Source organism: Pseudomonas sp. So3.2b (assembly GCF_019464415.1).
GTDB classification, from domain to species: Bacteria; Pseudomonadota; Gammaproteobacteria; order Pseudomonadales; family Pseudomonadaceae; genus Aquipseudomonas; species Aquipseudomonas shahriarae.
On the sequence record NZ_CP080494.1, the window covers coordinates 511,368 to 537,530 of the forward strand.

General features: G+C 60.5%; 23 protein-coding genes. 8 read left to right on the top strand and 15 right to left on the bottom strand.

The annotated features are described in order from the left end of the window. Positions 1-10: 10 nt before the first annotated feature. From tauC to K1X80_RS02285, 6 genes are all read right to left on the bottom strand, one after another. Complete coding sequence (gene tauC, locus K1X80_RS02260; protein WP_057957994.1) at positions 11-838, bottom strand: taurine ABC transporter permease TauC; 828 nt, start codon at positions 836-838, stop codon at positions 11-13. Continuing rightward, positions 835-1,614 carry a taurine ABC transporter ATP-binding subunit gene (gene tauB / locus K1X80_RS02265; RefSeq protein WP_220172635.1) on the bottom strand — a complete coding sequence of 260 codons (780 nt, stop codon included), beginning with the start codon at positions 1,612-1,614 and terminating at the stop codon, positions 835-837. Before tauB ends, tauC begins: the two co-directional genes overlap by 4 nt. A 16-nt stretch (positions 1,615-1,630) precedes the next feature. Beyond that, complete coding sequence (tauA, locus tag K1X80_RS02270; RefSeq protein ID WP_120731238.1) at positions 1,631-2,608, bottom strand: taurine ABC transporter substrate-binding protein; 978 nt, start codon at positions 2,606-2,608, stop codon at positions 1,631-1,633. 244 nt (positions 2,609-2,852) lie between these two features. Continuing rightward, the gene (gshA, locus tag K1X80_RS02275; protein WP_057437054.1) at positions 2,853-4,436 is read right to left on the bottom strand and encodes a glutamate--cysteine ligase; all 1,584 of its coding nucleotides are present in this window, start codon (positions 4,434-4,436) and stop codon (positions 2,853-2,855) included. 215 nt (positions 4,437-4,651) lie between these two features. Then, on the bottom strand, positions 4,652-5,035 hold the full coding sequence (locus tag K1X80_RS02280; RefSeq protein WP_057437056.1) for a PaaI family thioesterase: 384 nt from the start codon (positions 5,033-5,035) through the stop codon (positions 4,652-4,654). After that, positions 5,035-7,371: a Tex family protein gene (locus K1X80_RS02285; RefSeq protein WP_115127153.1), complete on the bottom strand. Its 2,337-nt coding sequence runs from the start codon at positions 7,369-7,371 to the stop codon at positions 5,035-5,037. The genes K1X80_RS02280 and K1X80_RS02285 overlap by 1 nt, the downstream gene beginning before the upstream one ends. A 334-nt stretch (positions 7,372-7,705) precedes the next feature. On the opposite strand from K1X80_RS02285, the gene ompR reads away from it, so the two are divergent. Both ompR and K1X80_RS02295 read left to right on the top strand, forming a co-directional pair. After that, the gene (gene ompR, locus K1X80_RS02290) at positions 7,706-8,446 is read left to right on the top strand and encodes a two-component system response regulator OmpR (protein WP_032856582.1); all 741 of its coding nucleotides are present in this window, start codon (positions 7,706-7,708) and stop codon (positions 8,444-8,446) included. Between the two features lie 116 nt (positions 8,447-8,562). Beyond that, a complete protein-coding gene (locus K1X80_RS02295; protein ID WP_057437058.1) occupies positions 8,563-9,876 on the top strand; it encodes an ATP-binding protein in 1,314 nt (437 codons plus the stop codon). A 129-nt stretch (positions 9,877-10,005) separates the two neighbouring features. On the opposite strand, the gene rimK is transcribed toward K1X80_RS02295, so the two are convergent. After that, positions 10,006-10,911 (bottom strand): 30S ribosomal protein S6--L-glutamate ligase, encoded by a 906-nt coding sequence (gene rimK, locus K1X80_RS02300; RefSeq protein ID WP_057957998.1) that lies wholly within the window; start codon positions 10,909-10,911, stop codon positions 10,006-10,008. Further along, the gene (locus K1X80_RS02305) at positions 10,908-11,372 is read right to left on the bottom strand and encodes an ATP-dependent zinc protease (protein ID WP_374067400.1); all 465 of its coding nucleotides are present in this window, start codon (positions 11,370-11,372) and stop codon (positions 10,908-10,910) included. The genes rimK and K1X80_RS02305 overlap by 4 nt, the downstream gene beginning before the upstream one ends. 300 nt (positions 11,373-11,672) lie before the next feature. Between K1X80_RS02305 and K1X80_RS02310 the strand changes: the two genes are divergently transcribed. Beyond that, positions 11,673-12,080, top strand: coding sequence for an RNA-binding S4 domain-containing protein (locus K1X80_RS02310; protein WP_057437060.1), 408 nt, complete (start codon positions 11,673-11,675; stop codon positions 12,078-12,080). A 41-nt stretch (positions 12,081-12,121) separates the two neighbouring features. Here K1X80_RS02310 and K1X80_RS02315 read toward each other — a convergent pair whose 3' ends face one another. Beyond that, entirely contained in the window at positions 12,122-12,922 is an 801-nt protein-coding gene (locus K1X80_RS02315) for a phosphatase PAP2 family protein (protein WP_220172636.1), read from the bottom strand. A 126-nt stretch (positions 12,923-13,048) separates the two neighbouring features. Here K1X80_RS02315 and hslO point away from each other — a divergent pair, with 126 nt between their 5' ends. Further along, on the top strand, positions 13,049-13,951 hold the full coding sequence (hslO, locus tag K1X80_RS02320) for an Hsp33 family molecular chaperone HslO (RefSeq protein ID WP_057437064.1): 903 nt from the start codon (positions 13,049-13,051) through the stop codon (positions 13,949-13,951). 179 nt (positions 13,952-14,130) lie between these two features. Further along, on the top strand, positions 14,131-15,672 hold the full coding sequence (locus K1X80_RS02325) for a phosphoenolpyruvate carboxykinase (protein WP_057437065.1): 1,542 nt from the start codon (positions 14,131-14,133) through the stop codon (positions 15,670-15,672). Positions 15,673-15,787: 115 nt separating this feature from the next. Here the strand turns inward: K1X80_RS02325 and K1X80_RS28360 are convergent, their stop codons facing one another. Together K1X80_RS28360 and K1X80_RS02335 are read right to left on the bottom strand one after the other, a co-directional pair. Further along, positions 15,788-16,144, bottom strand: coding sequence for a DUF1493 family protein (locus K1X80_RS28360; protein ID WP_029299791.1), 357 nt, complete (start codon positions 16,142-16,144; stop codon positions 15,788-15,790). Positions 16,145-16,418: 274 nt separating this feature from the next. Further along, a complete protein-coding gene (locus K1X80_RS02335; protein WP_220172637.1) occupies positions 16,419-16,901 on the bottom strand; it encodes a hypothetical protein in 483 nt (160 codons plus the stop codon). Positions 16,902-17,193: 292 nt separating this feature from the next. Here K1X80_RS02335 and K1X80_RS02340 point away from each other — a divergent pair, with 292 nt between their 5' ends. From K1X80_RS02340 to K1X80_RS02350, 3 genes are all read left to right on the top strand, one after another. Continuing rightward, positions 17,194-18,369, top strand: a complete 1,176-nt coding sequence (locus K1X80_RS02340) for a tetratricopeptide repeat protein (protein ID WP_057437068.1) — start codon at positions 17,194-17,196, stop codon at positions 18,367-18,369. A 273-nt stretch (positions 18,370-18,642) separates the two neighbouring features. Continuing rightward, positions 18,643-20,580 carry an ATP-dependent DNA helicase RecQ gene (locus K1X80_RS02345; RefSeq protein ID WP_220172638.1) on the top strand — a complete coding sequence of 646 codons (1,938 nt, stop codon included), beginning with the start codon at positions 18,643-18,645 and terminating at the stop codon, positions 20,578-20,580. A gap of 23 nt (positions 20,581-20,603) precedes the next feature. Beyond that, entirely contained in the window at positions 20,604-21,035 is a 432-nt protein-coding gene (locus tag K1X80_RS02350; RefSeq protein ID WP_128593830.1) for a thioesterase family protein, read from the top strand. A gap of 134 nt (positions 21,036-21,169) precedes the next feature. Here K1X80_RS02350 and K1X80_RS02355 read toward each other — a convergent pair whose 3' ends face one another. From K1X80_RS02355 to K1X80_RS02370, 4 genes are all read right to left on the bottom strand, one after another. Continuing rightward, positions 21,170-21,649 (bottom strand): glycine zipper domain-containing protein, encoded by a 480-nt coding sequence (locus tag K1X80_RS02355; RefSeq protein WP_057437072.1) that lies wholly within the window; start codon positions 21,647-21,649, stop codon positions 21,170-21,172. 223 nt (positions 21,650-21,872) lie between these two features. After that, positions 21,873-24,221: an FdhF/YdeP family oxidoreductase gene (locus K1X80_RS02360; protein WP_120731248.1), complete on the bottom strand. Its 2,349-nt coding sequence runs from the start codon at positions 24,219-24,221 to the stop codon at positions 21,873-21,875. Then, entirely contained in the window at positions 24,218-25,057 is an 840-nt protein-coding gene (gene fdhD, locus K1X80_RS02365) for a formate dehydrogenase accessory sulfurtransferase FdhD (protein WP_057958003.1), read from the bottom strand. Before fdhD ends, K1X80_RS02360 begins: the two co-directional genes overlap by 4 nt. A 115-nt stretch (positions 25,058-25,172) precedes the next feature. Next, positions 25,173-26,042, bottom strand: coding sequence for a LysR family transcriptional regulator (locus tag K1X80_RS02370; protein ID WP_057444600.1), 870 nt, complete (start codon positions 26,040-26,042; stop codon positions 25,173-25,175). Positions 26,043-26,163: the final 121 nt, after the last annotated feature.

Genomic DNA, 26,163 nt, shown 5'->3' on the forward strand with positions numbered 1-26,163 from the left:
TGTTCTCTTCCTAGTGGGCCTGGCCATGCCAAGGCACCCATTTACGCTGCAGGGCGCGCAGGCCCATTTCCATGGCAAAGGCGATCAGCGCGATCACCAGGATGCCCAGTACCACCACGTCGGTGACCAAAAATTGCGCGGCCGACTGCACCATGAACCCCAGGCCGCTGGTGGCGGCGATCAACTCGGCGGCCACCAGGGTCGACCAACCGACACCCAGGCCGATGCGCACGCCGGTAAGGATATCGGGCAGGGCGCTGGGCAAGATCACATGGCGGATCAACTGCGCCCGCGTGGCGCCCAGGGACTGCGCTGCGCGCAATTTGGCCGGGTCGACCGTGCGCACGCCGGTGGCGGTGGCGATGGCAATCGGGGCGAAGATCGCCAGGTAGATCAGCAACACCTTGGACAGCTCACCGATGCCGCACCAGATCACGATCAAGGGCAGGTAGGCCAGCGGCGGGATCGGCCTGTAGAACTCGATCAGCGGGTCGAGAATGCCGCGGGCGATGCGGTTGGCGCCGATAGCAATGCCGATCGGCACGGCGGTCAGCACTGCAAAGCCCAGGCCCAGGCCGATACGGCCAAGGCTGGCACCCAGGTGCTGCCAGAGGGTGGAGTCCATATAGCCGCTGGTCGCCAGCAGCCAGCCCTTTTGCAGCACGGCAGACGGAGGCGGCAGGAACAGCGGCTCGATCAGCCCGCTGGCGGTCACGGCCCACCACAGCGCCAGCAGCGCACCCAGGGTCAGCCCGCTGATCCAGCGTGTGCTCAGATTGCGGCGCAGCGCCGGGGTGGCTGGGCTAACGGCGGTGGCCGGGATTTCATAACTGCTCATGCGGACTCCTGCCGTTGCGAGAACACTTTGCCCAGCACGTGTTCGCGGGTTTCGATAAACCGTGGGTCGGACTTGATCGCACGGGCCGACTCGCCGGCCGCGTAACGCTGGCCAAAGTCCAGGCTCAGGCGCTCGACGATTTGCCCGGGGTTGGGCGCCAGCAGCATCAGGTCGGTGGCGAGGAACACCGCTTCTTCGATGTCATGGGTGATCAGGAACACCGGCTTGGCCGTGCGCCGCCAGACTTGTAGCAGCAGCTCCTGCATCTGTTCACGGGTGAAGGCATCGAGGGCGCCGAAGGGTTCGTCCATCAGCAGCACCCGTGGGTCGGCAGCCAGGGCGCGGGCCAGGCCGACGCGTTGTTTCTGCCCGCCAGACAGCTGCCAGATGCGCCGGCTGTCAAAACCGGCCAGGTCCACCAGGGCGAGCATTTCCTGGGCGCGGACTTGCCGCTGGGCCTTGGGCACACCGGCCAGCTCCAGGCCGAAGCCGACATTGGCCAGCACGTCTTGCCAGGGCAGCAGGGCGTCGTCCTGGAACACCACGCCACGCTCGGCACTCGGGCCTTGCACGGGCACGCCATCGAGGGTGATGCGTCCGGCGCTGGGTTCGACGAAGCCGGCAATCAGGTTCAACAGCGAAGTCTTGCCACTGCCGGAAGGGCCGAGGGCCACCAGCAATTGCTGGGGGCCGAGGGTCAGGGAAATATCCGCCAGCACGGGCGTGGTTGCGCCTGGGTACTGTGCGCTGATGCGCTCCAGCTGTAGCAAGGCCATCGCGATGAACTCCTGATCAGTTAGTGATGAACTTGGCGCTGACGTAAGGGGCGTAGTCCGGCAGCACGGCCTCGACCTTGCCTTGTTCCTTGAGGAACGCGGCGGTATCGGTCACGGCCTTGGTGGTCGGGGTGCCAAGTAGCGTCACTTGGTCGGCGGCCAGTGGGTAGACGTTGCCTTGCAGCAGCAGCGGGATATCACTGGCCTTGGCGCCGGAGAGCTTCACCAGTTTGTCGACGTTGCCCTTATCGGCCAGCCAGGCTTGTGGGTCTTTACGGTATTGGGCGTAGGCATCAAGGGTGACTTTGGCAAAGGCGCTGACAATTTCCGGGTGCTTCTCGGCAAAGTCCTTACGCACGATCCAGGCATCGAAGGTCGGAGCGCCGAACTTGGCCAGTTCGCCAGAGGTGATCAGCACCTTGCCGTTTTCCTTGGCCACACCCAGGGCCGGATCCCAGACATAAGTGGCGTCGATATCGCCACGCTTCCAGGCGGCGATGATGGCCGGCGGGGCGAGGTTGAGTACGGTGACTTTCGACGGGTCGATGTTCCAGTGCTTGAGCGCGGCCAACAGGCTGTAGTGGCCGGTGGAAACAAACGGCACGGCGATTTTCTTGCCGATCAGGTCCTGCGGGCTGTTGATCCCGGAACCGTTGCGCGCCACCAAGGCTTCGGCGCCACCGATCTGAGTGGCGACGAGGAAGGTCTGCACCGGCACTTTGCGGGTGATGGCTGCGGTCAGCGGGCTGGAACCGAGGTAGCCGATCTGCACATCGCCGGACGCGATGGCGGCGATGATATCGGCGCCATTGTCGAATTTGCGCCAGTCGATAGTGGCGTTCGTGGCTTTTTCATAAGCGCCGTCGGCCTGGGCGACTTTGGCCGGGTCAACGGTGGTCTGGTAGGCGATGGTCACGTCGGCCGCCTGGGCAAACAGGCTGGCGCCGGCCAGGGACAGGGCCGCCAGGAGGCGTAAAGGGGAAGGTCGTAGCATGGAGAAGCTCCTCATCAGGCGGCCAGACGTTGGCGTGTGAGGAGACTAAATGATCTAAGAATCCGAAAATAAATAACCTTTTCGAATTAGCTTATGAGGAGAAAAGTGCAAACAGAGCTTCAGGGCCATGAAATTAATGGGGGAGCTGGCTTGCCTGCAATAGCGGTGTAACAGCCGACATCTTATTTGGATGTGACGGCCTCATCGCAGGTAAGCCAGCTCCCACTGGGGGCATCGGATGGCGTCAGTTACTGATCGCCAGGATGCTCGCCTGGTACGCCCCGACAAACACGTCGAAATCGCCCACTTCGTTCTGCTCCAGCTCCGCCTGTTGCGCCAGCGATGTACGCGCCAGCTCTTCAAAGCGCGCCTGCTCGTCTGCCGGCAACGGCTCGCTACGGAAGTACTCGGCATGCACTTCGCTCTGACGCAGGGAGAACTGCGCAAAGCTTTCCTTGTGCTCCTGCATCGCGGCCAACACTTGGGCCGACGGGGTCAGGGACGAATCCTGGATCTTCGCCAACTGGGCATCCAGTGCCTGGCTGTGTTCGCTGATGCCCTGGCTCTGGTCCAGCAGGGCAGCCAGCGGGGCGATTTTCTCCAGCAGTTCGGCGGCCCATTCCTTCATTTCCACCGCCTGGCCGCGACGCTGCAATTGCAGCCCCGGACGCCGGCCTTCCTTGACCACACTGAGGAAGTTCGACGTGGCATTGCCGCACTCGTTGTTTTCGAACAGCGGGCTGTCGTCCAATGCGCAGTACAGCAGGAACGCGTCGAGGAAGCGCGACTCCGGCAGGTCGATGCCCATCGGCAGGAACGGGTTGATGTCCAGGCAGCGCACTTCGATGTACTGGATGCCACGGGCCATCAGCGCCTGGATCGGCCGTTCGCCGGTGTAGGTCACGCGTTTGGGGCGGATGTTGGAGTAGTACTCGTTTTCGATCTGCAGGATGTTGGTGTTGAGCTGTACCCACTCACCATCCTTATGGGTGCCGACTTCGACGTAGGGCGCGTAGGGTGTTGCCACCGCTTCGCGCAGGCTGTCGGTGTAGCTGGCCAGATCGTTATAGCAAGGGGTCAGGCCGGCCTGGGCGTTGCTCTGGTAACCCAGATCGCTCATGCGCAGGCTGGTGGCATAGGGCAGGTACAGGGTGTCGGCATCGAACTGTTCCAGTTGGTGGGAACGCCCGCGCAGGAAACCCGCATCCAGGGCTGGCGAGGCACCGAACAGGTACATCAGCAGCCAGCTGTAGCGGCGGAAGTTACGGATCAGCGCGATATAGGCCGTGGACTGGTAGTCACGGTCGGTGCCCACGAAGCCTTCGGCTTCCTTGAGCAACGGCCACAGCTCTTCCGGCAGGGAGAAGTTGTAGTGGATACCGGCAATGCACTGCATGGTCTTGCCGTAGCGCAGGGCCAGGCCCTTGCGATACACGTATTTGAGCTGTCCGATATTGGAGGTGCCGTAGTAGGCAATCGGAATATCTTCCTCGGCCGGCAACGGGCACGGCATCGATGGACTCCACAGGTACTCGTTGCCGAGCTTGCTGTAGGCAAAACGATGAATTTTGTCGAGGCTGCGCAGGGTATCTGCCGGGTTGGGCAGTGCCGGCGTGATGAACTCCAGCAGCGACTCGGAATAGTCGGTGGTAATCGACTCATGGGTCAATGCGGCGCCCAGGGCCTCTGGATGCGGCGTTTGAGCCAGGCGGCCTTCGCCGGTGACACGCAGGCATTCACGCTCGATGCCGTGCAGGCAGTGCTCAAGCAAAGAGAGGTGTTCGCGCTTGCCGAGCAGAGCCAGGCGGCGGTTGAGAAGTTCGCTCAAGTTGGATTCCTTCACGCGTCAGTCGCCCCAATATGGGGGTGGGCAAGACGGTCTACAAGGGTGAAGTTAAAACTGGCGTTATCGCCTGGTTTTCGAGCCGGAACAACCTGCTCTGAAAGTGCCGACTTCATTCCCTGAATTTGGCTATCGCGCAGGAAGAAAATTCCGACGCTGTTTTCGCAGCGCCGAAATTAACCCAAATTGATGACAGGGAGCTATAGGACAGCGAAGGTGCCTTGTGCTTTTGCGACGAGTCTTTCGTCCTGATACACCTCGGCCTCGACCACCAGCGTGCGCCGGCCGGGGTGGATGACCCGGGCGGTGCACAGCACGTCACCGTCGGACACGGCACGGATGTAGTTGATTTTGCACTCGATGGTCGCGCTCTGCTGGTCAAAACCGTGGGAGCTGGAACAGGCCAGCCCCATGGCAATGTCCACCAGGCTGAAAATCGCCCCGCCATGGAGCTTGCCCGCGCGGTTGCGCAATTGTGGCTCCAGGCTCAGGGCAACCTCGGCAACGCCCTGGTCCAGGCGTTGCAGACGGCAGCCGAGCAGCTCGCTGAAGGCGCTGTGGGTCAAGCCGGCTGGCAGCTCCATCAGCGCTTTTTCAGTTGCTTGGCGTTGGCGAACAGCGAAGCCATGGCGTTATTGGCCGGGGCTGCGGTGGTGGCTTCCTTACGCGGTGCAGTGTTTTCCGAACGGTTTTGCGACTGGCGTGGTGCTGAACCCGGGCGTGCGCCACGGGCACCGTCGATTTTCTCGCCGGGGGTATCGCTCATGCGCATCGACAGGCCCACGCGTTTGCGCGGGATATCCACTTCCATGACCTTGACCTTGACCACATCCCCGGCCTTCACCGCCTCGCGCGGATCCTTGATGAACTTCTCTGAAAGCGCGGAGATATGCACCAAACCGTCCTGATGCACACCGATATCCACAAATGCGCCGAAGTTGGTCACGTTGGTCACCACGCCTTCGAGGATCATCCCCAGTTGCAAGTCCTTGAGGTCTTCGACGCCTTCCTGGAACTCGGCGGTCTTGAACTCCGGACGCGGGTCGCGACCCGGTTTTTCCAGTTCTTGCAGGATGTCGGTGATGGTCGGCACACCGAAGGTTTCGTCGGTGTACTTCTTCGGATCCAGGCGCTTGAGGAACGCGGCGTCGCCGATCAGCGAGCGGATATCGCGGTCGGTTTCAGCGGCGATGCGCTGTACCAGCGGATAGGCTTCCGGGTGGACTGCCGAGGCGTCGAGCGGGTTGTCACCGTTCATCACGCGCAGGAAGCCGGCGGCCTGTTCGAAGGTTTTTTCGCCAAGGCGTGCGACTTTTTTCAGCGCCGCTCGGGTCTTGAACGCGCCGTTTTCATCGCGATGGGTGACGATATTCTGCGCCAGGGTGGAGTTGAGGCCGGAAATCCGCGCCAGCAGGGCGACCGAGGCAGTGTTGACGTCGACGCCGACCTTGTTCACACAGTCTTCCACCACTGCATCCAGGCCGCGCGCCAGTTTCAGCTGCGACACGTCGTGCTGGTACTGGCCGACGCCAATGGATTTAGGGTCGATCTTCACCAGCTCGGCCAGTGGATCCTGCAGGCGGCGTGCGATGGACACCGCGCCACGGATCGACACGTCGAGGTCCGGGAATTCCTTGGAGGCCAGTTCCGACGCCGAGTACACCGAAGCGCCCGCCTCGGAGACCATGACCTTGGTCATTTTCATGCCTGGGTATTTTTTGATCAGTTCCAGGGCCAGCTTGTCGGTTTCGCGGCTGGCGGTGCCGTTGCCGATGGCAATCAGGTCTACCGCATGCTTGGCGCACAGGGCGGCGAGGATGGCGATGGTCTGGTCCCACTTGTTGTGGGGCACGTGCGGGTACACGGTGGCGTGGTCCAGCAGCTTGCCGGTGGCGTCGACCACGGCGACCTTGCAACCGGTGCGCAGGCCCGGGTCCAGGCCCAGGGTTGCGCGCGGGCCGGCCGGAGCGGCCAGCAGCAGGTCGTGCAGGTTGTGGGCGAATACGTTGATCGCCTCGGTCTCGGCGCCGTCGCGCAGCTCGCCCAGCAGGTCGGTTTCCAGGTGGGTGTAGAGCTTGACCTTCCAGGTCCAGCGCACGACTTCACTGAGCCATTTATCCGCAGGACGATTCTGATTCTGGATGCCGAATTGTTGGCCGATCATGCCTTCGCACGGGTGCATGGTGCCCGGCAGTTCGTCGCCGACCTTCAGCGCGGAGCTGAGAATGCCTTCGTTGCGGCCGCGGAAAATGGCGAGGGCGCGGTGGGACGGCATGCTTTTCAGTGGTTCGTCGTGCTCGAAGTAATCGCGGAACTTGGCGCCTTCTTCCTCTTTGCCGGCGATCACACGGGCGCTGAGGGTGGCTTCCTGTTTCAGGTAGTTACGCAATTTTTCCAGCAGGTTGGCGTCTTCGGCGAAACGCTCCATGAGGATGTACTTGGCGCCTTCGAGGGCGGCCTTGACGTCGGCCACGCCTTTTTCGCCATCGACAAAGCGCGCGGCTTCGGTTTCCGGGGTCAGGGACGGGTCGTTGAACAGACCGTCGGCCAGCTCGCCGAGGCCGGCTTCCAGGGCGATCTGGCCCTTGGTGCGGCGCTTCTGCTTGTACGGCAGGTACAAGTCTTCGAGGCGGGTCTTGGTGTCGGCGAGCTTGATATCGCGTTCGAGTTGCGGGGTCAGCTTGCCCTGCTCCTGGATGCTGGCGAGAATGCTGACACGCCGTTCGTCGAGTTCTCGCAGGTAGCGCAGGCGCTCTTCCAGATGCCGCAGCTGGATATCATCGAGGCTGCCGGTCACTTCTTTACGGTAACGGGCGATGAAGGGCACGGTGGAGCCTTCATCCAGTAGAGCGACGGCCGCTTCGACCTGTTGTGGGCGTACACCGAGTTCCTCGGCGATGCGGCTGTTGATGCTGTCCATAAAACCACCTGAAATTCTTGAAAGCAGTGCGCAGGCCCGGAAAACAAGGCTCTGCGCGGCTGGTTGAGCGGCCCGACTGGCGCCGCTGCCTGGGTCAAGAGGCAGCCTATTGACCCTCGAAATCGAAAAAGTCACGACAAGCAGATGAAAAAACACCAGGCCGGCCACGGTATTGCCCGGCACTGAGGCGCGGCATTATAACCAGCGATCCGTTCTTGGGGGGATTGCGCCAGGCGCCGGCGCACTGGTGGTTGGAGAAAAATCTGCTAACAATGCGTACCGTGCGTATAACGGCAGCTAAGCCATAATGCGCGCCAGATAAGAGGAGCATCCAATGAGCAGCACTGCACAAACTGCTGAAGGCGAAAAAATTCTCATCGTTGATGACGATCCGGGGCTGAGCAGCCTGCTGGAGCGGTTCTTCACCTCCAAGGGCTACCGTGCCCGCGCGGTGCCGAACACCGAGCAGATGGACCGCCTGCTCGGGCGCGAAGTCTTCAACCTGGTCGTGCTCGACCTGATGTTGCCCGGCGAAGACGGCCTGACCGCCTGCAAGCGCCTGCGCAGCACCAACAACCAGATCCCGATCATCATGCTGACCGCCAAGGGCGATGAGCTGAGCCGTATCAAGGGCCTGGAACTGGGCGCCGACGACTACCTGGCCAAGCCATTCAACCCCGACGAGCTGATGGCGCGGGTCAAGGCCGTATTGCGTCGCCAGGCGGCTCCCGTACCGGGCGCGCCAGGCAGCGAAGATGAAAGCGTGACCTTTGGTGACTACGAGCTGTCGCTGGCTACCCGTGAGCTCAAGCGTGGCGAAGAAGTCCACATGCTCACCACGGGCGAATTCGCGGTGCTCAAGGCGCTGGTGATGAACGCTCGCCAACCGCTGACCCGTGACAAGCTGATGAACCTGGCCCGTGGTCGTGAATGGGACGCCCTGGAGCGCTCCATCGATGTGCAGATTTCCCGTCTGCGCCGGATGATCGAGCCGGATCCGTCCAAGCCGCGTTATATCCAGACAGTGTGGGGCGTGGGTTACGTGTTTGTGCCGGATGGCACGGCAACCAAGTAATCGATGATTTGCACATGCGGGTATTCCGGAGTTCGATCCCAAGGGGTCGGCCGGATGCCCGGCGTCTGCAATTCTGCGAGCGTGGCTCGCTCTTGCCAGGTGTCTAGCTGTCTTCTATGAAAACCCCGCTGTGGTTCCCTCAAAGTTTCTTCTCCCGCACCCTTTGGCTGGTGCTGATCGTCGTGCTGTTTTCCAAGGCGCTGACCCTCGTTTATCTGTTGATGAACGAAGACGTGCTGGTGGACCGGCAGTACAGCCATGGTGTTGCGCTGACATTGCGTGGCTACTGGGCTGTGGATCCCGAGAACCGCGAAAAAGTCGCCAAGGCGTCGACGTTGACCCGCGTGGATGGGGCTGGCGTGCCGGAAGGCGAGCAGCATTGGCCTTACAGCGAGATCTACCAGCGCCAGATGCAGGCCGAACTGGGTGAAGACACCGAGGTGCGCTTGCGCATGCATGTATCACCCGCCCTCTGGGTGCGCGCGCCGAGCCTGGGCGATGCATGGATCAAGGTTCCGCTGTATCCGCACCCGCTGCGGGGGCAGAAGATCTGGAACGTACTCGGCTGGTTCCTGGCCATCGGCCTGCTTTCCACCGCGTCGGCCTGGATTTTCGTGCGCCAGCTCAACCAGCCGCTCAAGCGCCTGGTGTTCGCCGCCAGGCAACTGGGGCAGGGGCGCAGCGTGCGCCTGCCGATCAGCGATACGCCCAGCGAAATGACCGAGGTCTATAGCGCGTTCAACCAGATGGCCGAGGATGTCGAACAGGCCGGTCGCGAGCGTGAGCTGATGCTGGCCGGGGTGTCCCACGACCTGCGCACGCCGCTGACACGCTTGCGCCTGTCCCTGGAACTGATGGGCAACCACACCGACCTGACCGATGACATGGTCCGTGATATCGAAGACATGGACGCGATTCTCGACCAGTTCCTGGCGTTTATCCGCGATGGTCGCGATGAGGTGGTGGAAGAAGTGGACCTGACCGATCTGGTCCGCGAGGTCGTGGCGCCCTATAACCAGAATGGCGAGCAGGTGCACATGCGCCTGGAGCCGATCCAGCCCTTTGCGTTGCGCCGGGTCTCGATGAAGCGCCTGTTGAACAACCTGATCGGCAACGCCTTGCATCATGCGGGCACCGAGGTGGAAGTCGCCGCCTATGTGTCTGGTGACACCAACGCGCCCTATGTGGTGCTGAGTGTCATGGACCGTGGCGCCGGGATTGATCCTGCGGAGCTGGAGGGCATTTTCAACCCCTTCACCCGTGGCGACCGTGCTCGTGGTGGCAAAGGCACCGGCCTGGGGCTGGCGATTGTGCGGCGGATTGCCTCGATGCATGGTGGCAATGTTGAGCTGCGCAACCGTGCCGATGGCGGGCTGGAAGCGCGGGTGCGCTTGCCGTTGGGGCTGATGTTGCCAAGGGATGCGGTCTAAGCCACGACGAAAATCAAATGTGGGAGCTGGTTTGCCTGCGAAAAAAACTAACAGTGATGTTGAATGTTAGTCAGTCATCGCAGGCAAGCCAGCTCCCACACTGGTTTGTGCTGCCCTAAAGGGCGTATTTCAGCCCTTGCCCTTGGTCCGGGTCAGATTCGGCCCGCTGTTCTTCTCCAGATGCTGAATGATGATCCCCGCCACATCCTTGTTGGTGGTGGTCTCAATTCCTTCCAGGCCTGGTGACGAGTTGACTTCCATCACCAGTGGCCCGTGGTTCGAGCGCAGGATATCCACGCCCGCCACACTCAAGCCCATGACCTTGGCTGCGCGCAGGGCGGTCATGCGTTCTTCCGGGGTGATCTTGATCAGGCTGGCGCTGCCACCCCGATGCAGGTTGGAGCGAAACTCCCCCGGCTTGGCCTGGCGCTTCATCGCGGCAATCACCTTGTCCCCCACCACGAAGCAACGGATATCGGCCCCGCCGGCTTCCTTGATGTATTCCTGGACCATGATGTTCTGCTTGAGGCCCATGAACGCTTCGATTACCGACTCTGCCGCCGTGGCGGTTTCACACAGCACCACGCCAATGCCCTGGGTGCCTTCCAGCACCTTGATCACCAATGGCGCACCGTTGACCATTTCGATCAGGTCGGGAATGTCATCGGGGGAATGGGCAAAACCAGTCACGGGCAAGCCGATGCCCCGGCGCGACAGCAATTGCAGGGAGCGCAGCTTGTCCCGGGAGCGGGCAATGGCCACCGATTCGTTGAGCGGAAACACCCCCATCATTTCAAACTGGCGCAGGACCGCGCAGCCGTAGAACGTCACCGAGGCCCCGATACGCGGGATCACCGCGTCGAAGCCTTCCAGTGGTTTGCCCCGGTAGTGGATCTGCGGCTTATGACTGGCAATGTTCATATAGGCGCGCAACGTATCGATCACCACCATCTCATGGCCCCGTTCGGTGCCGGCCTCGACCAGACGGCGGGTGGAATACAGACGCGGGTTACGCGACAGCACAGCGATCTTCATGCAACACCTGTGGCAGCAATAGTGGAGACCGGGAACACCGGCTTGTCTTGAACGTACTTGAGCCCCGGGTTGACCACTAACTGGCCGTCGATCAGGGCTTTGGAACCTAGCAACAGGCGGTAACGCATGGTTTTGCGGCAAGCCAGGGTGAACTCCACCCTCCATACCCGATCACCCAGGGCCAGGGTGGTGCTGATGACGTAGCGCACCTGCGCCTGGCCGTTGGAGCTTTTAATGGTTTTCATGGCCACCAGCGGTGCTTCGCAGCGCCGGTGACGCAGTTGCACCACGCTGCCCAGGTGCGCCGTAAAGCGCAGCCATTTTTCACCGTCACGCTCAAAAGGCTCGATCTCGGTGGCATGCAGGCTGGAGGTACTGGCGCCGGTGTCGATCTTTGCGCGCAGGCCCGCCACACCCAAATCGGGAAGTGCCACCCATTCACGCAGACCGACAACGGTCAAATGGTCAAATGTCTTCAATATGAACAACCGGCAATCAGGGAAGTTTCTACGTCATACGACACTAGCGTCCAATGGCTCACGGATTGTGACAACCCAGGACCGTTGACGAGCGCTTGGCGCCGAATTCGCGGTATTCACGCAGAATATTCACCAAATGGCGACAGATATCTTCACACCATAAAAAACCACGGCTGAAGGGAAACTGCCTGACACCTGGCGTATCTTAGGTGAGCCTTGGCGTTTGTGCGTCGAAGGGATTCGACTGTTAAGTTGCGACATTTTTCAGAGCGAGGAATTCAAGTGGCTCAAAAGCAGGAAGAGGACGAAAAAGTCCGTTTGGACAAGTGGCTGTGGGCCGCACGTTTCTACAAGACCCGGGCCTTGGCCAAGGCCGCCATCGAGAGCGGCAAGGTGCACTGCCGAGGCGAGCGCTGCAAGCCGGGCAAGGAACCGCGTGTTGGCGACGAGTTGCAGATTCGCATCGGCTTTGATGAGAAAACCGTGTTGGTGGAGGCGCTCTCCATTGTCCGCCGAGGCGCGCCTGAAGCCCAGGCGCTGTACACCGAGACCCCCGCCAGTATTGCCAAGCGCGAGAATGCGGCGGCCATGCGCAAGGCCGGAGCCTTGGGTATGAGTACCGACGGCAAACCGAGCAAGAAACAGCGCCGCGACCTGTTCAAGTTTCGCGGCAGCGGCAATGATGATTGAGGGGTTACGTGCAGGAGCCGATCAGGCTCCTGCACCTGGGCTCAGGCGTTGCGGATCACGCTCAGGCGATTGATCGCGGGTACCCGTTGGAGCAGCCGGAATAGCGGTTCGGTTATGCGTAGCAGCCAAGCCGAGACCTTCGCCGCAAACGGTGTGTAGTAACCCCAACCCAGCGCTAACAGCGCCAGCAGTACGCCACCGATGTAGTCGTCCTGCCCCCAGTGTGCACCTGCCACCAGGCGCGGCATCATAAACAGCAGTGCCAGGCCCCAGATCAGCAGCACCTGGCCGATCCGCTTGGCAAACACGCTCATGAACATCCCCCAGATCAGCAACACTGAAGCATGATCACCGGGGAAACTCTGGCTGGAACGGTCTTTCAATTCCCAGGTTTTTTCCAGGTTCGGGAAGTAATCGCTCATATGGATCGCTCCTCTGATCACCATCGACGGGCTATTGTGCTGCCAGCCCATCTGCGCCGCGAGCTTGGAAAACAGCATGCGGATAAACAGCAGTAACAGCAGAATCGCGAGGAAACCGAAAAACGCCTGGCGCACTTCAATCGCCTTGAACACCCATTCGCCGCGAATCAGCAGCATCAGCAGGATCACCCCGACCACCGCATCAAATGGCCGCAGGCTGGCGATCGCCCATACATGCAGCCAGGTCGGGTTGCTGGCCAGCGGGTCGTTGAGCAGATGAAACAGCCATTCGTCGAATATCACGCAAAGCATCTGGCCTGCGGGCCATAGCCAAAAACACAGCAGCCCCAGAGCGAGTAAATTGCACAGGGCCAATCGCCCGAGGTTCCACTTGGCTTGGAACAAACCCGGATTGTTCATAAACTGTTTCCTCTTCGCTCTAAACTCTCTTCACCTATCAGAAGAAAAGCGCACCAAATTGGTGCTAAAGCGCATAATTTTAGAAACATTGTCATCACTTTGTCATCAATTCAGATACCCAGACCTATGACTGATCTACCGGATACCGACTTCACCCAACGTTTCCTCTTTGACGACAACGACGCTCGTGGCGAGCTGGTTGCCCTGGAGCGCAGCTATGCCGAAGTCCTTGCCAAGCACCCCTATCCGGAGCCGGTCGCGCAGTTGCTTGGCGAACTGATGGCCGCCGCATCGCTGCTGGTGGGCACCATGAAGTTCGATGGCTTGCTGATCCTCCAGGCGCGCTCCGAAGGCCCGGTGCCGATGCTGATGATCGAGTGCTCCAGTGAGCGGGAAATCCGTGGCCTGGCACGTTATGACGCAGACCAGATCCCGGCGGACGCGACCCTGGCCGACCTGATGCCCAACGGCGTGCTGGCGTTGACCATCGACCCGACCGTTGGCCAGCGTTACCAGGGCATTGTCGATCTGGACGGGGAAACCCTGTCCGACTGCTTCACCAACTATTTCGTCATGTCCCAGCAAGTGGGCACCCGATTCTGGCTCAATGCGGACGGCAAGCGCGCCCGTGGCCTGCTGTTGCAACAGCTGCCGGCGGACCGTATCAAGGACGAGGATGAGCGCGAGGAAAGCTGGCGCGGCCTCACTGCCCTGGCCGGTACCCTGACCGCTGAAGAGCTGCTGGGCCTGGACAACGAAACCATCCTGCACCGCCTGTACCATGAAGAGGAAGTGCGCCTGTTCGATGCGCAATCGCTGCGTTTCCATTGCAGCTGCTCCCGCGAGCGCTCGGGCAATGCCCTGGTGAGCCTGGGCCTTGAGGATGCGCAGAACCTGGCGGTGGAGCACGGTGGCAGAATCGAGATCGACTGCCAGTTCTGCAACCAGCGCTACCTGTTCGACGCTGCCGATATCGCCCAATTGTTCGCTGGCGCTGGCGTTGACACCCCTTCTGGTACCCACCACTAAAACGTTTAAGCACAGGTAAATCACCTGACAAACGCCGGATTAGAGGTGTTCTGACGGGAGGGCCCTACTTTTTTTGGGCTTTTCTGGCATAATTCGGCCCACTTTTTTCGCGGTAGTAGTGCGCAACTTTCTACTACAAAACGTTTGGAGCACTCGGCCATAGGCCGACGGGGAACCTCATGACGCAAGCCAATAACGCCGTATACACCGATCTGAGTGTTGACGATCTGGTCAAAGAAGCCCTGCAGCGCGGTGAAGGCGTGCTTGCCGATACTGGCGCGCTGGTCGTAGAAACCGGTCACCGTACCGGTCGTTCGCCGGTCGACCGTTTCATCGTTGAAGAGCCATCCACCCAGGCCGCTATTGCCTGGGGCCCGATCAACCGCAAGTTCCCGGCCGACAAGTTCGATGCCCTGTGGGCTCGCGTCGAGGCTTTCAACAACGCGCAAGAGCATTTCGTTTCCCACGTGCATGTAGGTTCTGCCGAAGAACACTACCTGGCCGTGAAAATGACCACTCAGACTGCCTGGCAGAACCTGTTCGGTCGTTGCCTGTTCATCAACCCGGCCCAGTACAACCCGGCCGGGCGTGAAGAGTGGCAAGTGCTCAACGTTGCCAACTTTGAATGTGTGCCTGAGCGTGACGGCACCAATTCCGATGGTTGCGTGATCCTCAACTTCGCCCAGAAAAAAGTCCTGATTGCTGGCATGCGTTACGCCGGCGAGATGAAAAAAGCCATGTTCTCGGTGCAGAACTTCCTGCTGCCGGCCGCTGACGTGCTGCCAATGCACTGCGCTGCCAACATCGGTGAAGAAGGCGACGTGACCTTGTTCTTCGGCCTCTCCGGCACTGGCAAGACCACCCTGTCCGCCGACGAAAGCCGCTACCTGATCGGTGACGACGAACACGGTTGGGGCGAAGGCGTGGTGTTCAACATCGAAGGCGGTTGCTATGCCAAGTGCATCGACCTGTCGGAGAAGAACGAGCCGGTCATCTGGAAAGCCATCAAGCACGGCGCCGTCCTGGAAAACGTGGTGATCGACGATGCCAAGCACGCCGACTACACCAACGTCAGCCTGACCCAGAACAGCCGCGCGGCGTACCCGCTGGAGCACGTTGCCAAGCGTTCCGAGAAGAACCTGGGCGGCGAGCCAAACGCGGTGATCTTCCTGACCTGCGACCTGACTGGCGTACTGCCACCGGTGTCGATCCTCAATGAAGAACAAGCGGCCTACCACTTCCTGTCCGGCTACACCGCACTGGTGGGCTCGACTGAAATGGGTTCGGGCAGCGGCATCAAGTCGACCTTCTCCACCTGCTTCGGCGCACCGTTCTTCCCGCGCCCAGCTGGCGAATACGCAGAGCTGCTGATCAAGCGCATCCGTGGCTTCGGCTCCAAGGTCTACCTGGTCAACACCGGCTGGACCGGCGGTGGCTACGGCGTCGGCAAACGCTTCAACATCCCGACCACCCGTGCGGTGATCGCAGCGATCCAGAGCGGCGCGTTGATCGGTGCGCAAACCGAGCACCTGGACACCATCAACCTCGACGTGCCATTGGCCGTACCGGGCGTTGAGACCGGCCTGTTGAACCCACGCAACACCTGGGCTGACAAGGCTGCCTACGACGAAGCAGCGAAGGCCCTGGCCGGCCTGTTCGTCGAGAACTTCAAGAAATTTGAAGTGAGCGACGCGATCAAGGCAGCGGGTCCGAAGTTGTAAGATTCGCTAGCTGTTGAAAAGCCGCCCCTAGTGGGCGGCTTTTTTGTGCGCGTGGAAATCTCGATGAGCGTAGAGCAGGGCGGCAAAAAGGCCCACATTAACCACTCAGTGTTCTTCAGCTCAGATTTTCCAGCGTTTGCGTATCCCAGCTATGAGTCTTGATCGCCAGGTAGAGCATGCCGATGGTGAGCGGCATTTTCTCGCCCCGGCCCTTGGCGCGGTGTTTGAGGAATACATCGAAGACCGGCGGGTTGAAGTAACGATAAGCATCATAGTCACCCAGGTCGAGATCGAATGTCTGCTCCAGCGCCTCCATAAATTGCCTGGCTTCGGCGCCGTCGCAGCCGAGGTCGAAGTTAAGCGAGGTTTTAAGGCGGATGGTCTTGTGCTTGGGCAGGCCGATTTCTTCATGCAGCAATTGCAGGAGCTGCTGCATGACAGGGTCTTCGGGGAAGTGGGGGGCCAGGTTCATGGTGGGAGCACGCAGGAGTGGGTGAGGGGGATGGTCGTGATGATGGCAGTATTTGTTGCGGGTCAGAAAGAGTGCCAAGCCTATCAAGAATAGAGCGAGGGGGAGGAGTTGAATGCTGAGAATGATGGCCACATAAGGTAGCCAGAATGTCAGGATCAAGCCGCTTACGATAAAAGTGGCAGCAAAACGCTTTCTGAGTGTGCCGTCGGTGATTTTGTAATGCAGCAATAGATAAAAGGCGAAGAAGATCGCCGTCTGTAGATACAGCATTTGACTATGGCTCATCTGAGTACACATGCATTGAGAGGCTTGAGCGCTGCGGGCCAATTCCCCCGCTGACCCGAGCCTCTAGGCCGATGATGATGTCTGCACGCTGGAAGTTGCGGAGCTGGCGGGATATCAAATCGCGGGTGAAGTTTTCGATCAGTGATTCTGCCTTGCTGGAAATGATCCCAATTGGGGCTGCAACCGCACCTGAAATAGCTTCTTTGACGACGTTATTTCGGTTGTTCAGGCTATCGGCCTGTTTTCTGGTCAATGGTTTTGAAATGGCCACTGCCATGAGGCACGGAAGATCCTGGGCGAGCATTCGCTCATACAGACTTTGTAGTCGCAGGCGAACCTCTGGCGCAGAGGCCTTTGCGTCTAGCAAGCAAAGGCTGGCAAGTGCTTGCTTGTTATCGGGCCGTACAGTGAAACGAATCACGCTGAACGTGACGCCGTAATGGCCGATGTACTGAGTCCTTTCAAGGTTCACGGATTTCTTGCCGAGAAGGTTGCGAGGGCGCTAGTTTCGGTCAGGCTCGGCCGATTCTGTAGAGGGTTGAGTGGGCACCTGAGGCAGTTTGGGAAGCGTATGGTGCCCGACCAAGCAATTTCCTACAGAGTCTTCTGATGTTGGCAATTTGGCTGTCGGGCATCCTGGCGCAGGCGGGATAAAAACCACGTCACATTTTGTATAAAATCCCGGCAAAACCCCTGAATTCAGCGTATGTTTCACCGCAAAATCTTGTAGGGCAATTCCGCCCACTACTTAAAGGGAGTTAAGCATGGGTTTGCTTCGTATCGCCTCGGCGATGTCATTGTGTGCGGTGGCGTTTTCTGTCCAGGCCGAGCAGTTGCCAATTGAAGTGCTCAGTGCGGTGGTCAAGGACCAGAAAATCGCCGACGCTGAAGTCTTGCTGCAACGCAACGGCGCACAGAACGTGGTGGGGCGCACCAACGCCCAGGGCCAGGTCACCCTCACCAGCGAAGTTGCCGATGGCGCCGACAATCTGCTGATCATCAAGAAGCCCGGCTATTCCAACCTGGTGGTGAAGTGCCCGTGCAAAGGCATGACATACGCCATCAGCCCGGTGATGGAAAACCTCGACGGCCTGCGTGTAGTGCTGACCTGGGGGCAATCGCCTTCGGACCTCGACTCCCACATGATCTTCCCCGGCAACAACATCTACTTCAACAGCAAGACCGGCACCGATGCCGAGTTGGATGTGGATGACACCGACAGCTACGGCCCGGAAACCATCACCCTGCAGAAAAAACACTACGGCGAAAGCTACGTCTACGCCGTGCATGACTTCTCCAACCGCACCAACACAGGCTCCACTGCACTGTCCGAGAGCCAGGCCAAGGTGTTTGTGTACATGGGCCAGTCCCTGGTTCGCACCTACTACGTGCCGACCAACCGTACCGGTAACCTGTGGACCGTGTTCCGCATGACCGGCAGCGGCGACTTCCAGGACATCAATACCTTTACCGGCGTACTGGTCGAAGCCAAGGATGTGCTCAACGAAGTCAAACCCCTGCTCAACGACAGCGTTGCCGTGGATGCGGTGGTGGTCAGTTCTGCGGTACAGGGCGATGCGAAGAAGCTGAACCTCAAAGGCGAAGCGGCCTACCAGGCCGGTAACCTGGACCAGGCAATCGACTACTTCCGTCAGGCTATCGAACTGGACAATTCCTTCGGTAAAGCCTACGGCAACCTCGGCCTGGCCTATCAGAAAGCCGGTAACACCGCCGAGTCGATCTGGGCCAACCGCAAGGCGATCGCCCTGGCCAGTGGCCCGACAGCGGCCACCGTGCGCGCCGGTTCCTACTACAACATTGCGCGGATCTACGAAGCGGCCGGGCAGTTTGCCGATGCGCTGCGTCACTATCAGTTGGCCAAGGAACAGAAGGCCAACCCGGTGTATGACAAAGCCATTGAGCGTGTGCAAAACCGCTGATTGAGCTGTAGCAAAGATCTGAAAATGTGGGAGCGGGCTTGCCCGCGATAGCGGTGTAACAGTCAACAGCAGTATCGACTGGGGCACCACCATCGCGGGCAGGCCCGCTCCCACTTTTGTTTTGGGGTGTTTTATAGATTGCCGTTTGCTACCGGCTTCACCCTCGCCGCCTGTGTATCATCCTGTCTCTCTTTTCCACGCGACCTTTCTCGATTCGCTGAAAATCCCGGGCTATGTTTTAGGCCTGTTCAGCGGTCAATGGAGTGACAGCTTATGCACGACACCCTCCAGCAGGTCTTTGGTTATCCACAGTTTCGCCCAGGCCAGGAGGCGGCTGTCAGCGCCGTGCTGGCCGGCCGCTCGGCGGCGGCGATCTTTCCCACCGGCTCCGGCAAATCCCTCTGTTATCAGCTCTCAGCCGTGTTGCTGCCGCACCTGACACTGGTAGTGTCGCCGTTGTTGGCGTTGATGCAGGACCAACTGGACTTTTTGCAGCGCCATGGCATTTCGGCCGGTAGCATTGATTCGACACAAAGCCGTGAGCAGGCCAATGACGTAATGGCCCGCGCTCGCTCCGGCGAATTGAAGATCCTGATGATTTCCGTAGAGCGCCTGAAGAACGAGCGCTTTCGCAACTTTTTGCACAGCGTTTCGATTTCGCTACTGGTGGTGGACGAGGCGCACTGTATTTCCGAGTGGGGCCACAACTTCCGCCCGGACTACCTGAAACTCCCCGACTACCAACACCAGTTCAACATTCCCCAGGCGCTGCTGTTGACGGCCACCGCCACGCCCAAGGTCATTGCGGACATGCAGGCCAAGTTCGCCATCGCCCCCGCCGACGTGATCACCACGGGGTTCTACCGGCCCAACCTCAACCTGTGGGTGGAGCCGGTCAGCGGCGCCGACAAGCGCCGGCGCCTGGCGGAGTGGATGGGCGAGCGGGCCAACCAGCCGAGCATCGTCTATGTCACCTTGCAGAAGACTGCCGAGCAGATCGCCGAGCACCTGAATCGCCATGGCATCCAGGCCGAGGCCTATCACGCAGGTTTACCCCATGATAAGCGCGAAGGCATCCAGCGCCGGTTCATGGGCGGCCAGTCCAATTGCATCGTCGCTACCATTGCCTTCGGCATGGGCATCGACAAGAGCGACATCCGCAATGTGGTGCATTTCGATCTGCCCAAATCCATCGAGAACTACAGCCAGGAAATCGGGCGTGCCGGTCGCGATGGCCAGCCTTCCGAGTGCCTGGTGCTGGCCAACCGCGACAGCCTCAATGTGCTGGAGAACTTTGTGTACGGCGATACGCCGGAGCAGGAAGGCATCCGCCTGGTGCTGGAGGAACTGCTGGCGGCCGGTGATGACGGGCAATGGGAGTTTCTGCTGCGCTCGTTAGCGGAACTGAGCAATATCCGCGAGCTACCGCTCAAGACTTTGCTGGTGCAGTTGGAGCTCAAGGGGGTGATTGCACCGCGCTATGCGTTTTATGCCGAGTATCGCTTCAAGTACCTGGTAGAACCGGAGGTATTGCTGGCGCGTTTTTCCGGTGAGCGGCAGCAGTTTGTCGCCGCGATTATCCAAGCGTGCAAACGGGCCAGGAGCTGGGCCACCGTGGACTTTGATGCGCTTTATCAACAGCACCAGGCCGAACGCGGCCGGGTGGTCAAGGCGCTGGACTATTTCCAGGAGCAGGGTCTGATCGAGCTGGAGAGCAAGCAGATGACCGAGGTCTATAGCCTGCTCGATACCGGGTTTGATCCCCAGGCCTTGAGCGCCGAGTTATACACAGGCTTCAAGCAGCACGAAGCCACGGAAGTGGCGCGGATCCATGGGATGTTGGCGTTGTTCGCCAGTGAGCGTTGCCTGGGCTATCGGTTGGCCGAGTATTTTGGCGATGCAGCCGCCCCCCGCCAGTGTGGGCATTGCTCGGTTTGTTCTGGACAGGTCGCCCATCTGCCGGCACCACCGGGCCTGGCACCGCTTGTGGATAAAAACTTCCAGGGACTGTGCGGGGATTTTATCCACAGGCATCATCAACACACTGGCAGCTTGCCAGGGGCCGAGCGCTTGACGCGGTTTTTATGCGGGATCAGCGTGCCACTGTTTACCAAGCTCAAGGCCCGGGGGATTCCAGGGTTTGCGGTGCTGGAAGAGTATCCGTATGCCGAGGTGCGGGATTGGGCCGAGGCCCACCTGAACGACCTGTAAATTCACTTCAACGAGACTTGTCCATGCCTGACTCAATGCCGCAGCGTGCCGATTACCGTCACTTCCAGCCGATCATTACGCGCTGGCACGACAATGATGTGTACGGCCATGTGAATAACGTCACCTACTACAGCTTCTTCGACACAGCAGTGAACACGTACCTGATTGAACAGGGCGGGCTGGATATCCATGACGGCGAAGTGGTGGGGTTTGTGGTGAGTTCGGCGTGCGACTACTTCGCCTCGATTGCTTTCCCCGACCGTATCGAGATTGGCCTGCGGGTGGGCAAATTTGGCAACAGTTCAGTGCAGTACGAATTGGCGGTGTTCAAGGCCGGCGAAGATGAGGCCTGTGCGGCGGGGCGGTTTGTGCATGTGTTTGTGGATCGGGCGACTAACCAGCCGGTGACGATTCCACAGGTACTGCGCGAAGCACTGCAACACCTGGCGGTCTGACGGCGGCCTGCGAAACAATGAAGAGCTAATGTGGGAGCCGGGCTTGCCCGCGATAGCGCAGTGTCAGGCCACCTATTGGTTGCTGGCATTGCGCTAGCGCAGGCAAGCCAGCTCCCACATTGAGTTTGCTGTGTTTACCGGTGACGGTAGTGATGCTTGTTCTTGCGATGGCCATAAGCATGCCCACGGCCACGATGATCATCACGGTCATAGCGGCGGTTATCACGCCCGCGATAGCGACGGTCGTCGTCATCGCTCTTATTGCCCATATAGTTACCCAGCGCGCCGCCCGCGCCACCGCCGGCTGCCGCGCCGATCAGGCTGCCGGTGCTACCGCCGACACTGCGCCCGACCACGTTGCCGCCTGCTGCGCCCAGTGCGCCGCCAATGGCTGCTTCGCCACGGCTGCGTTTGTCTGCGCCCACTGCGCTACCGCCGGCGCCGCCCAGGGCCGCACCAATGGCCGAACCGGTATTGCCGCCGATCTGCTGGCCGACGACCGAACCTAAAACCCCGCCCAATGCGCCGCCTACACCGGCTTCGGTGGTGCCACCGGCCATGGCTGCGCCACTGACCAGGCCAAGGGACAACAAGAGAATCGAGGAGAACTTCATAGGTGAACCTCAAGGGGATGACGGCGCGATCCTGAGGTTGTCGGAATATTCTTACAATCGAATTCCGACCAGTGGTGCAGGTTGTATACAATTAGCTAAGTTGCTGTTTTATCTAGGGAACTTAAGTCGTTTTTGCCGGTCTTTAGCTACTTCGGGAAGGCCGCTTTTATACAAAAGCGGCCTTTTTTGTGCCCGTAAAAATCGTTCCTAATCGTGGAGACGATCAGGCGGTCCGGGCCATGATCAGACCATTGTCGCTGGCCGCTTCCAGGCGAATCGCCACGAATTTGGAAGTAGGCGTATGGCTACCATCCCCAGTGCTTTCCAACGGCACCAGCGGGTTGACCTCCGGGTAATAGGCCGCCGCCTGCCCCGCCGGAATATCGAACGCCAGCAAGGTAAAACCCTTGACCCGGCGTTCACGGCCATCATCCCAGATCGACACGATATCGGCCTTCTGCCCCGGCTTGAAGCCCAGGCGGATGATGTCGGCTTCGTTGACAAACAACACGTCGCGCTGGCCCTTGACCCCACGATAGCGGTCATCCAGGCCGTAGATAGTGGTGTTGTACTGATCATGGGAGCGCATGGATTGCATGATCAGGTCGGGTAGCTGGCCAGTGGCGCGGGTGCGTTCATGCACCAGGTCCTTGGGCAGGATGTTGGCGCGGAAGTTGGCGCGACCTGACGGCGTGTTCCAGCGGCGGGCGCCGGCGCTGTTGCCCAGGTAGAAACCGCCTGGGTGCTGCACGCGCTCATTGAAGTCCTTGAAGCCGGGAATGGTGTCGGCGATCAAGTCGCGGATGCGGCGGTAGTCGGCCACCAGCCAGTTCCAGTCCACCGGTTTGCTGCCCAGGGTGGCGGCGGCGATGCCGGCGACAATGGCCGGTTCCGATTTCATCAGCTTCGACAGCGGCTGCAATTGGCCGTTGGAGGCGTGCACCATGCTGAACGAGTCTTCCACCGTCACCGCTTGCGGGCCATCGGCCTGGATATCAATGTCGGTACGACCCAGGCACGGCAGGATCAAAGCCTGTTTACCGTGGGCCAGGTGGCTGCGATTGAGCTTGGTGCTGATCTGCACGGTCAGGTCGCAGTTGCTCAAGGCCTGGAAGGTGCGGGGGCTGTCAGGCGTGGCTTGGGCGAAGTTGCCGCCCAGGCCGATAAACACCTTGGCGCGGCCCTCAAGCATGGCGTGAATGGCTTCGACCACGTTATGCCCGTTGTCACGGGGTACCTTGAACTGGAAGCGACGCTCCAGGGCATCCAGGAAGGCCACGGGCGGCCGTTCGTTGATGCCCATGGTGCGATCGCCCTGCACGTTGCTATGGCCACGCACCGGGCACAGGCCGGCACCTGGGCGGCCGATGTTGCCGCGCAGCAGCATCAGGTTGGCGATTTCCTGGATGGTCGGCACCGAATGCCGATGCTGGGTGATGCCCATCGCCCAGCACATGATCACGTTCTTGCCTTTGGCGTACATGCGCGCCGCTTGCTCGATCTCCACCAGGCTCAGGCCGGACTGTTCGACGATTTCATCCCAGGAGGTGTCGTCGATCTTGGCCAGGTAATCCAGCACATTGACCGTGTGTTCATTGAGGAAGTCGTGGTCGAACACTGCCTCTTTGCCTTCGGCCTGGGCCTGGCGCTCCCACAGCAGCAGGAACTTGGCCATGCCGCGCAGGATGGCCATGTCGCCCCCCAGCGCCGGACGGAAATATGCGGTGTTGGTCGGTTTATCACCGTTGGTGAGCATTTCCAGTGGATGTTGCGGGTGCTGGAAGCGTTCCAGGCCACGCTCTTTGAGCGGGTTGATACACACCACCTGGGCACCGCGTTTCACTGCTTCGCGCAGCGGTTCAAGCATGCGTGGGTGGTTGGTGCCGGGGTTCTGGCCCCAGACGAAAATCGCGTCGGCGTGTTCGAAGTCGTCAAACGTCACGGTGCCTTTGCCGACCCCCACACTTTGCGCCAAGGCTACGCCGCTGGCTTCGTGGCACATGTTCGAGCAGTCCGGGAAGTTGTTGGTGCCATAGGTGCGCACGAACAGCTGATACAAGTATGCCGCTTCATTGCTGGCGCGGCCCGAGGTATAGAACTCGGCCATGTCCGGGCTTGGCAGGGCTTGCAGGTGCTTGCCGATCAGGTCGAAGGCCGACTCCCAGCTGATTGGCTTGTAGCGGTCGGTCTCGGCGTCATAGCTCATCGGCTCGGTCAGGCGGCCCTGGTATTCGAGCCAGTAATCGCTTTGCTCCAGCAGGGAGCTGACGCTGTGCTTGGCGAAGAACGCTGCATCCACCCGGCGCTTGGTGGCTTCCCAGTTGACCGCCTTGGCGCCGTTCTCGCAGAACTTGACCATGCCGCTTTCCGGCGAGTCACCCCAGGCGCAACCCGGGCAGTCGAAGCCGCCGTTCTGGTTGGTCTTGAGCATCATGCGCAGGTTTTTCAGCGCGTTATCGCTGGTCAGCCACGCCTGTGCCACGCTGATCAGCGCGCCCCAGCCGCCCGCCGGGCCTTTGTAGGGCTTGTAGCGCGGGGTCGGGGTTTGGTCGGCTTGGTGATGATTGCTCATGGCTGGTACTCCATCGCAGGGCTGTAGACCCGCGGCGCGCTTTTTTGCGGCAGGTGGATAAGATTGAGGTTGTGCCGGCGCGCCCATTGCAGGGCCAGGCCGGTGGGTGACGACAGGCTGACCAGGGTCTGGATGCCCGCGCGCAGGACTTTCTGGATCAATTCGAGGCTGCAACGGCTGGTGACAATCGCCACGCCGCCTTCGGTCGGGATGCGCTGGCGCACCAGGGCGCCGATCAGTTTGTCGAGGGCGTTATGCCGGCCGATATCTTCGCGGCCCAGCAGCAGTTCGCCCTGGTTATTCATGAACACCGCTGCATGCACCGCGCCACTGTATTGGCCCAACGGCTGGAAGGCGCTGATACGCTGGCGCAAGCCCTCGAGCCAGGCGGCAGGCGGCAGTGGTGCGCCCGGCAAAACCTGCAGGTCCGGCAACGCCTGCTCCACGGCTTCCACGCCACACAGGCCGCAGCCGCTGGTGCCGGCCAGTTGCCGGCGCTGTTGCTTGAGGTTCCAGAAGGCGCGGCTGCAGATCTGCACCTGGGCGTATTGGGCCGAGCCTGCGCCGCTCAGTTGCAGGTCATAGATGTCGCTGATGTCGCTGATGATGCCGCTGCCCAGGCTGAAGCCGACGATAAAGTCTTCAAGATCGGTGGGCGTCACCAGCATCACGGCCTGGCTGATGTCGTTGTAGGCAATCGCCAACGCAACTTCCTCGGCCAGCGCGGTGCTGGCCGATTCCGTGTGGTCGAGGCTGCAATATTGATAACTCTGGCTGGCGGCAGGCGCGGGCGTTGTCAGGGCAGGCGCCGCGCACGCAGGGCGCTGGGCGTTCATCAAGTCTAGTCACCGGCGAAGTGTTCAGAGTGAAGACTAGGCGCGACAAAGGGTCGCGTCTAATCGCCAATACTGATCTACCGATAGATGACGTCGATCAATGCTTCGGTAGCGATTACTGATAAAGCGCGAAACACGCCTCGGCCAACGCCGAACGTGGCGCGCTGCGCCGCATGATCAGCCCCAGCTTGGCCAGGGTTTGCGCGTTTTCGATAGGTTGCAGGCGCAGGTGTTCGGTCAGGGCGTCGAGGCCGCCGTCCAGGGGCATCACCGCACAACACAGGCCGCCATGCACGGCCTGCAGCAACTGATGGACGGCATCGGTTTGCAGCAAGGGGTGTGGCGTCAGGCCGCGGCTGTGGAAGTTATGGTCGATGGACTGGCGAAAATGCATGCCGCTGGTGAGCATGCCCAGGGGCAGCTCGATCAGCGCCTCCCAGCTCAGGGGCTTTTCGCCAAAGCTGAAAAAGCGTTGGTCGTACAACAGGCCCATGCGGGTTTCGTCCAGGGCCAGGGAGTCAAAGCGCTCGCTGTCGAGGCGTTCAAGGTAGGACACCCCCAGGTCCAGGCGATTGCTCGCCAGTTGTTCGAGGATCTGCTCGGAGCTCAACGCCGACAGCTCAAAGCGCAGGCTGGGGTGCTGCCTGTGCAACTGTTGCATCAAGGCCAGCGGATCAAAGCTCGACAGCGGCACCACGCCCAGGCGCAATGTCCCCACCAGGTTGCCCCGGCAGGCGGCCGCTTCGGCCTGCAGGCCGTCATAGGCGGCCAGCACCGTACGCGCCCACGCCAGCACCCGCTCGCCAGGGGCGGTAAAACCCTCGAAACGCTGGCCGCGATTGACCAGCGGCAGCTCCAGCTCTTCTTCCAGGCTGCGCAGGCGCATCGACAGGGTTGGCTGGGTGATGTGGCAGCGCGCGGCCGCCTGGCCGAAGTGACGGGTTTCGTCGAGGGCGATGAGGAATTTCAGTTGTTTGATGTCCATCTTCGCTCCGGGGGCTTATGCCAATGGCGCAGGGATTCTAGCGCGTTTGCGTCATTGGTCGGGCTGGAACCAAGATCTGTAAGACTGGTCTAGTCTTTGGCATCTGGAAACCCAATCCCAA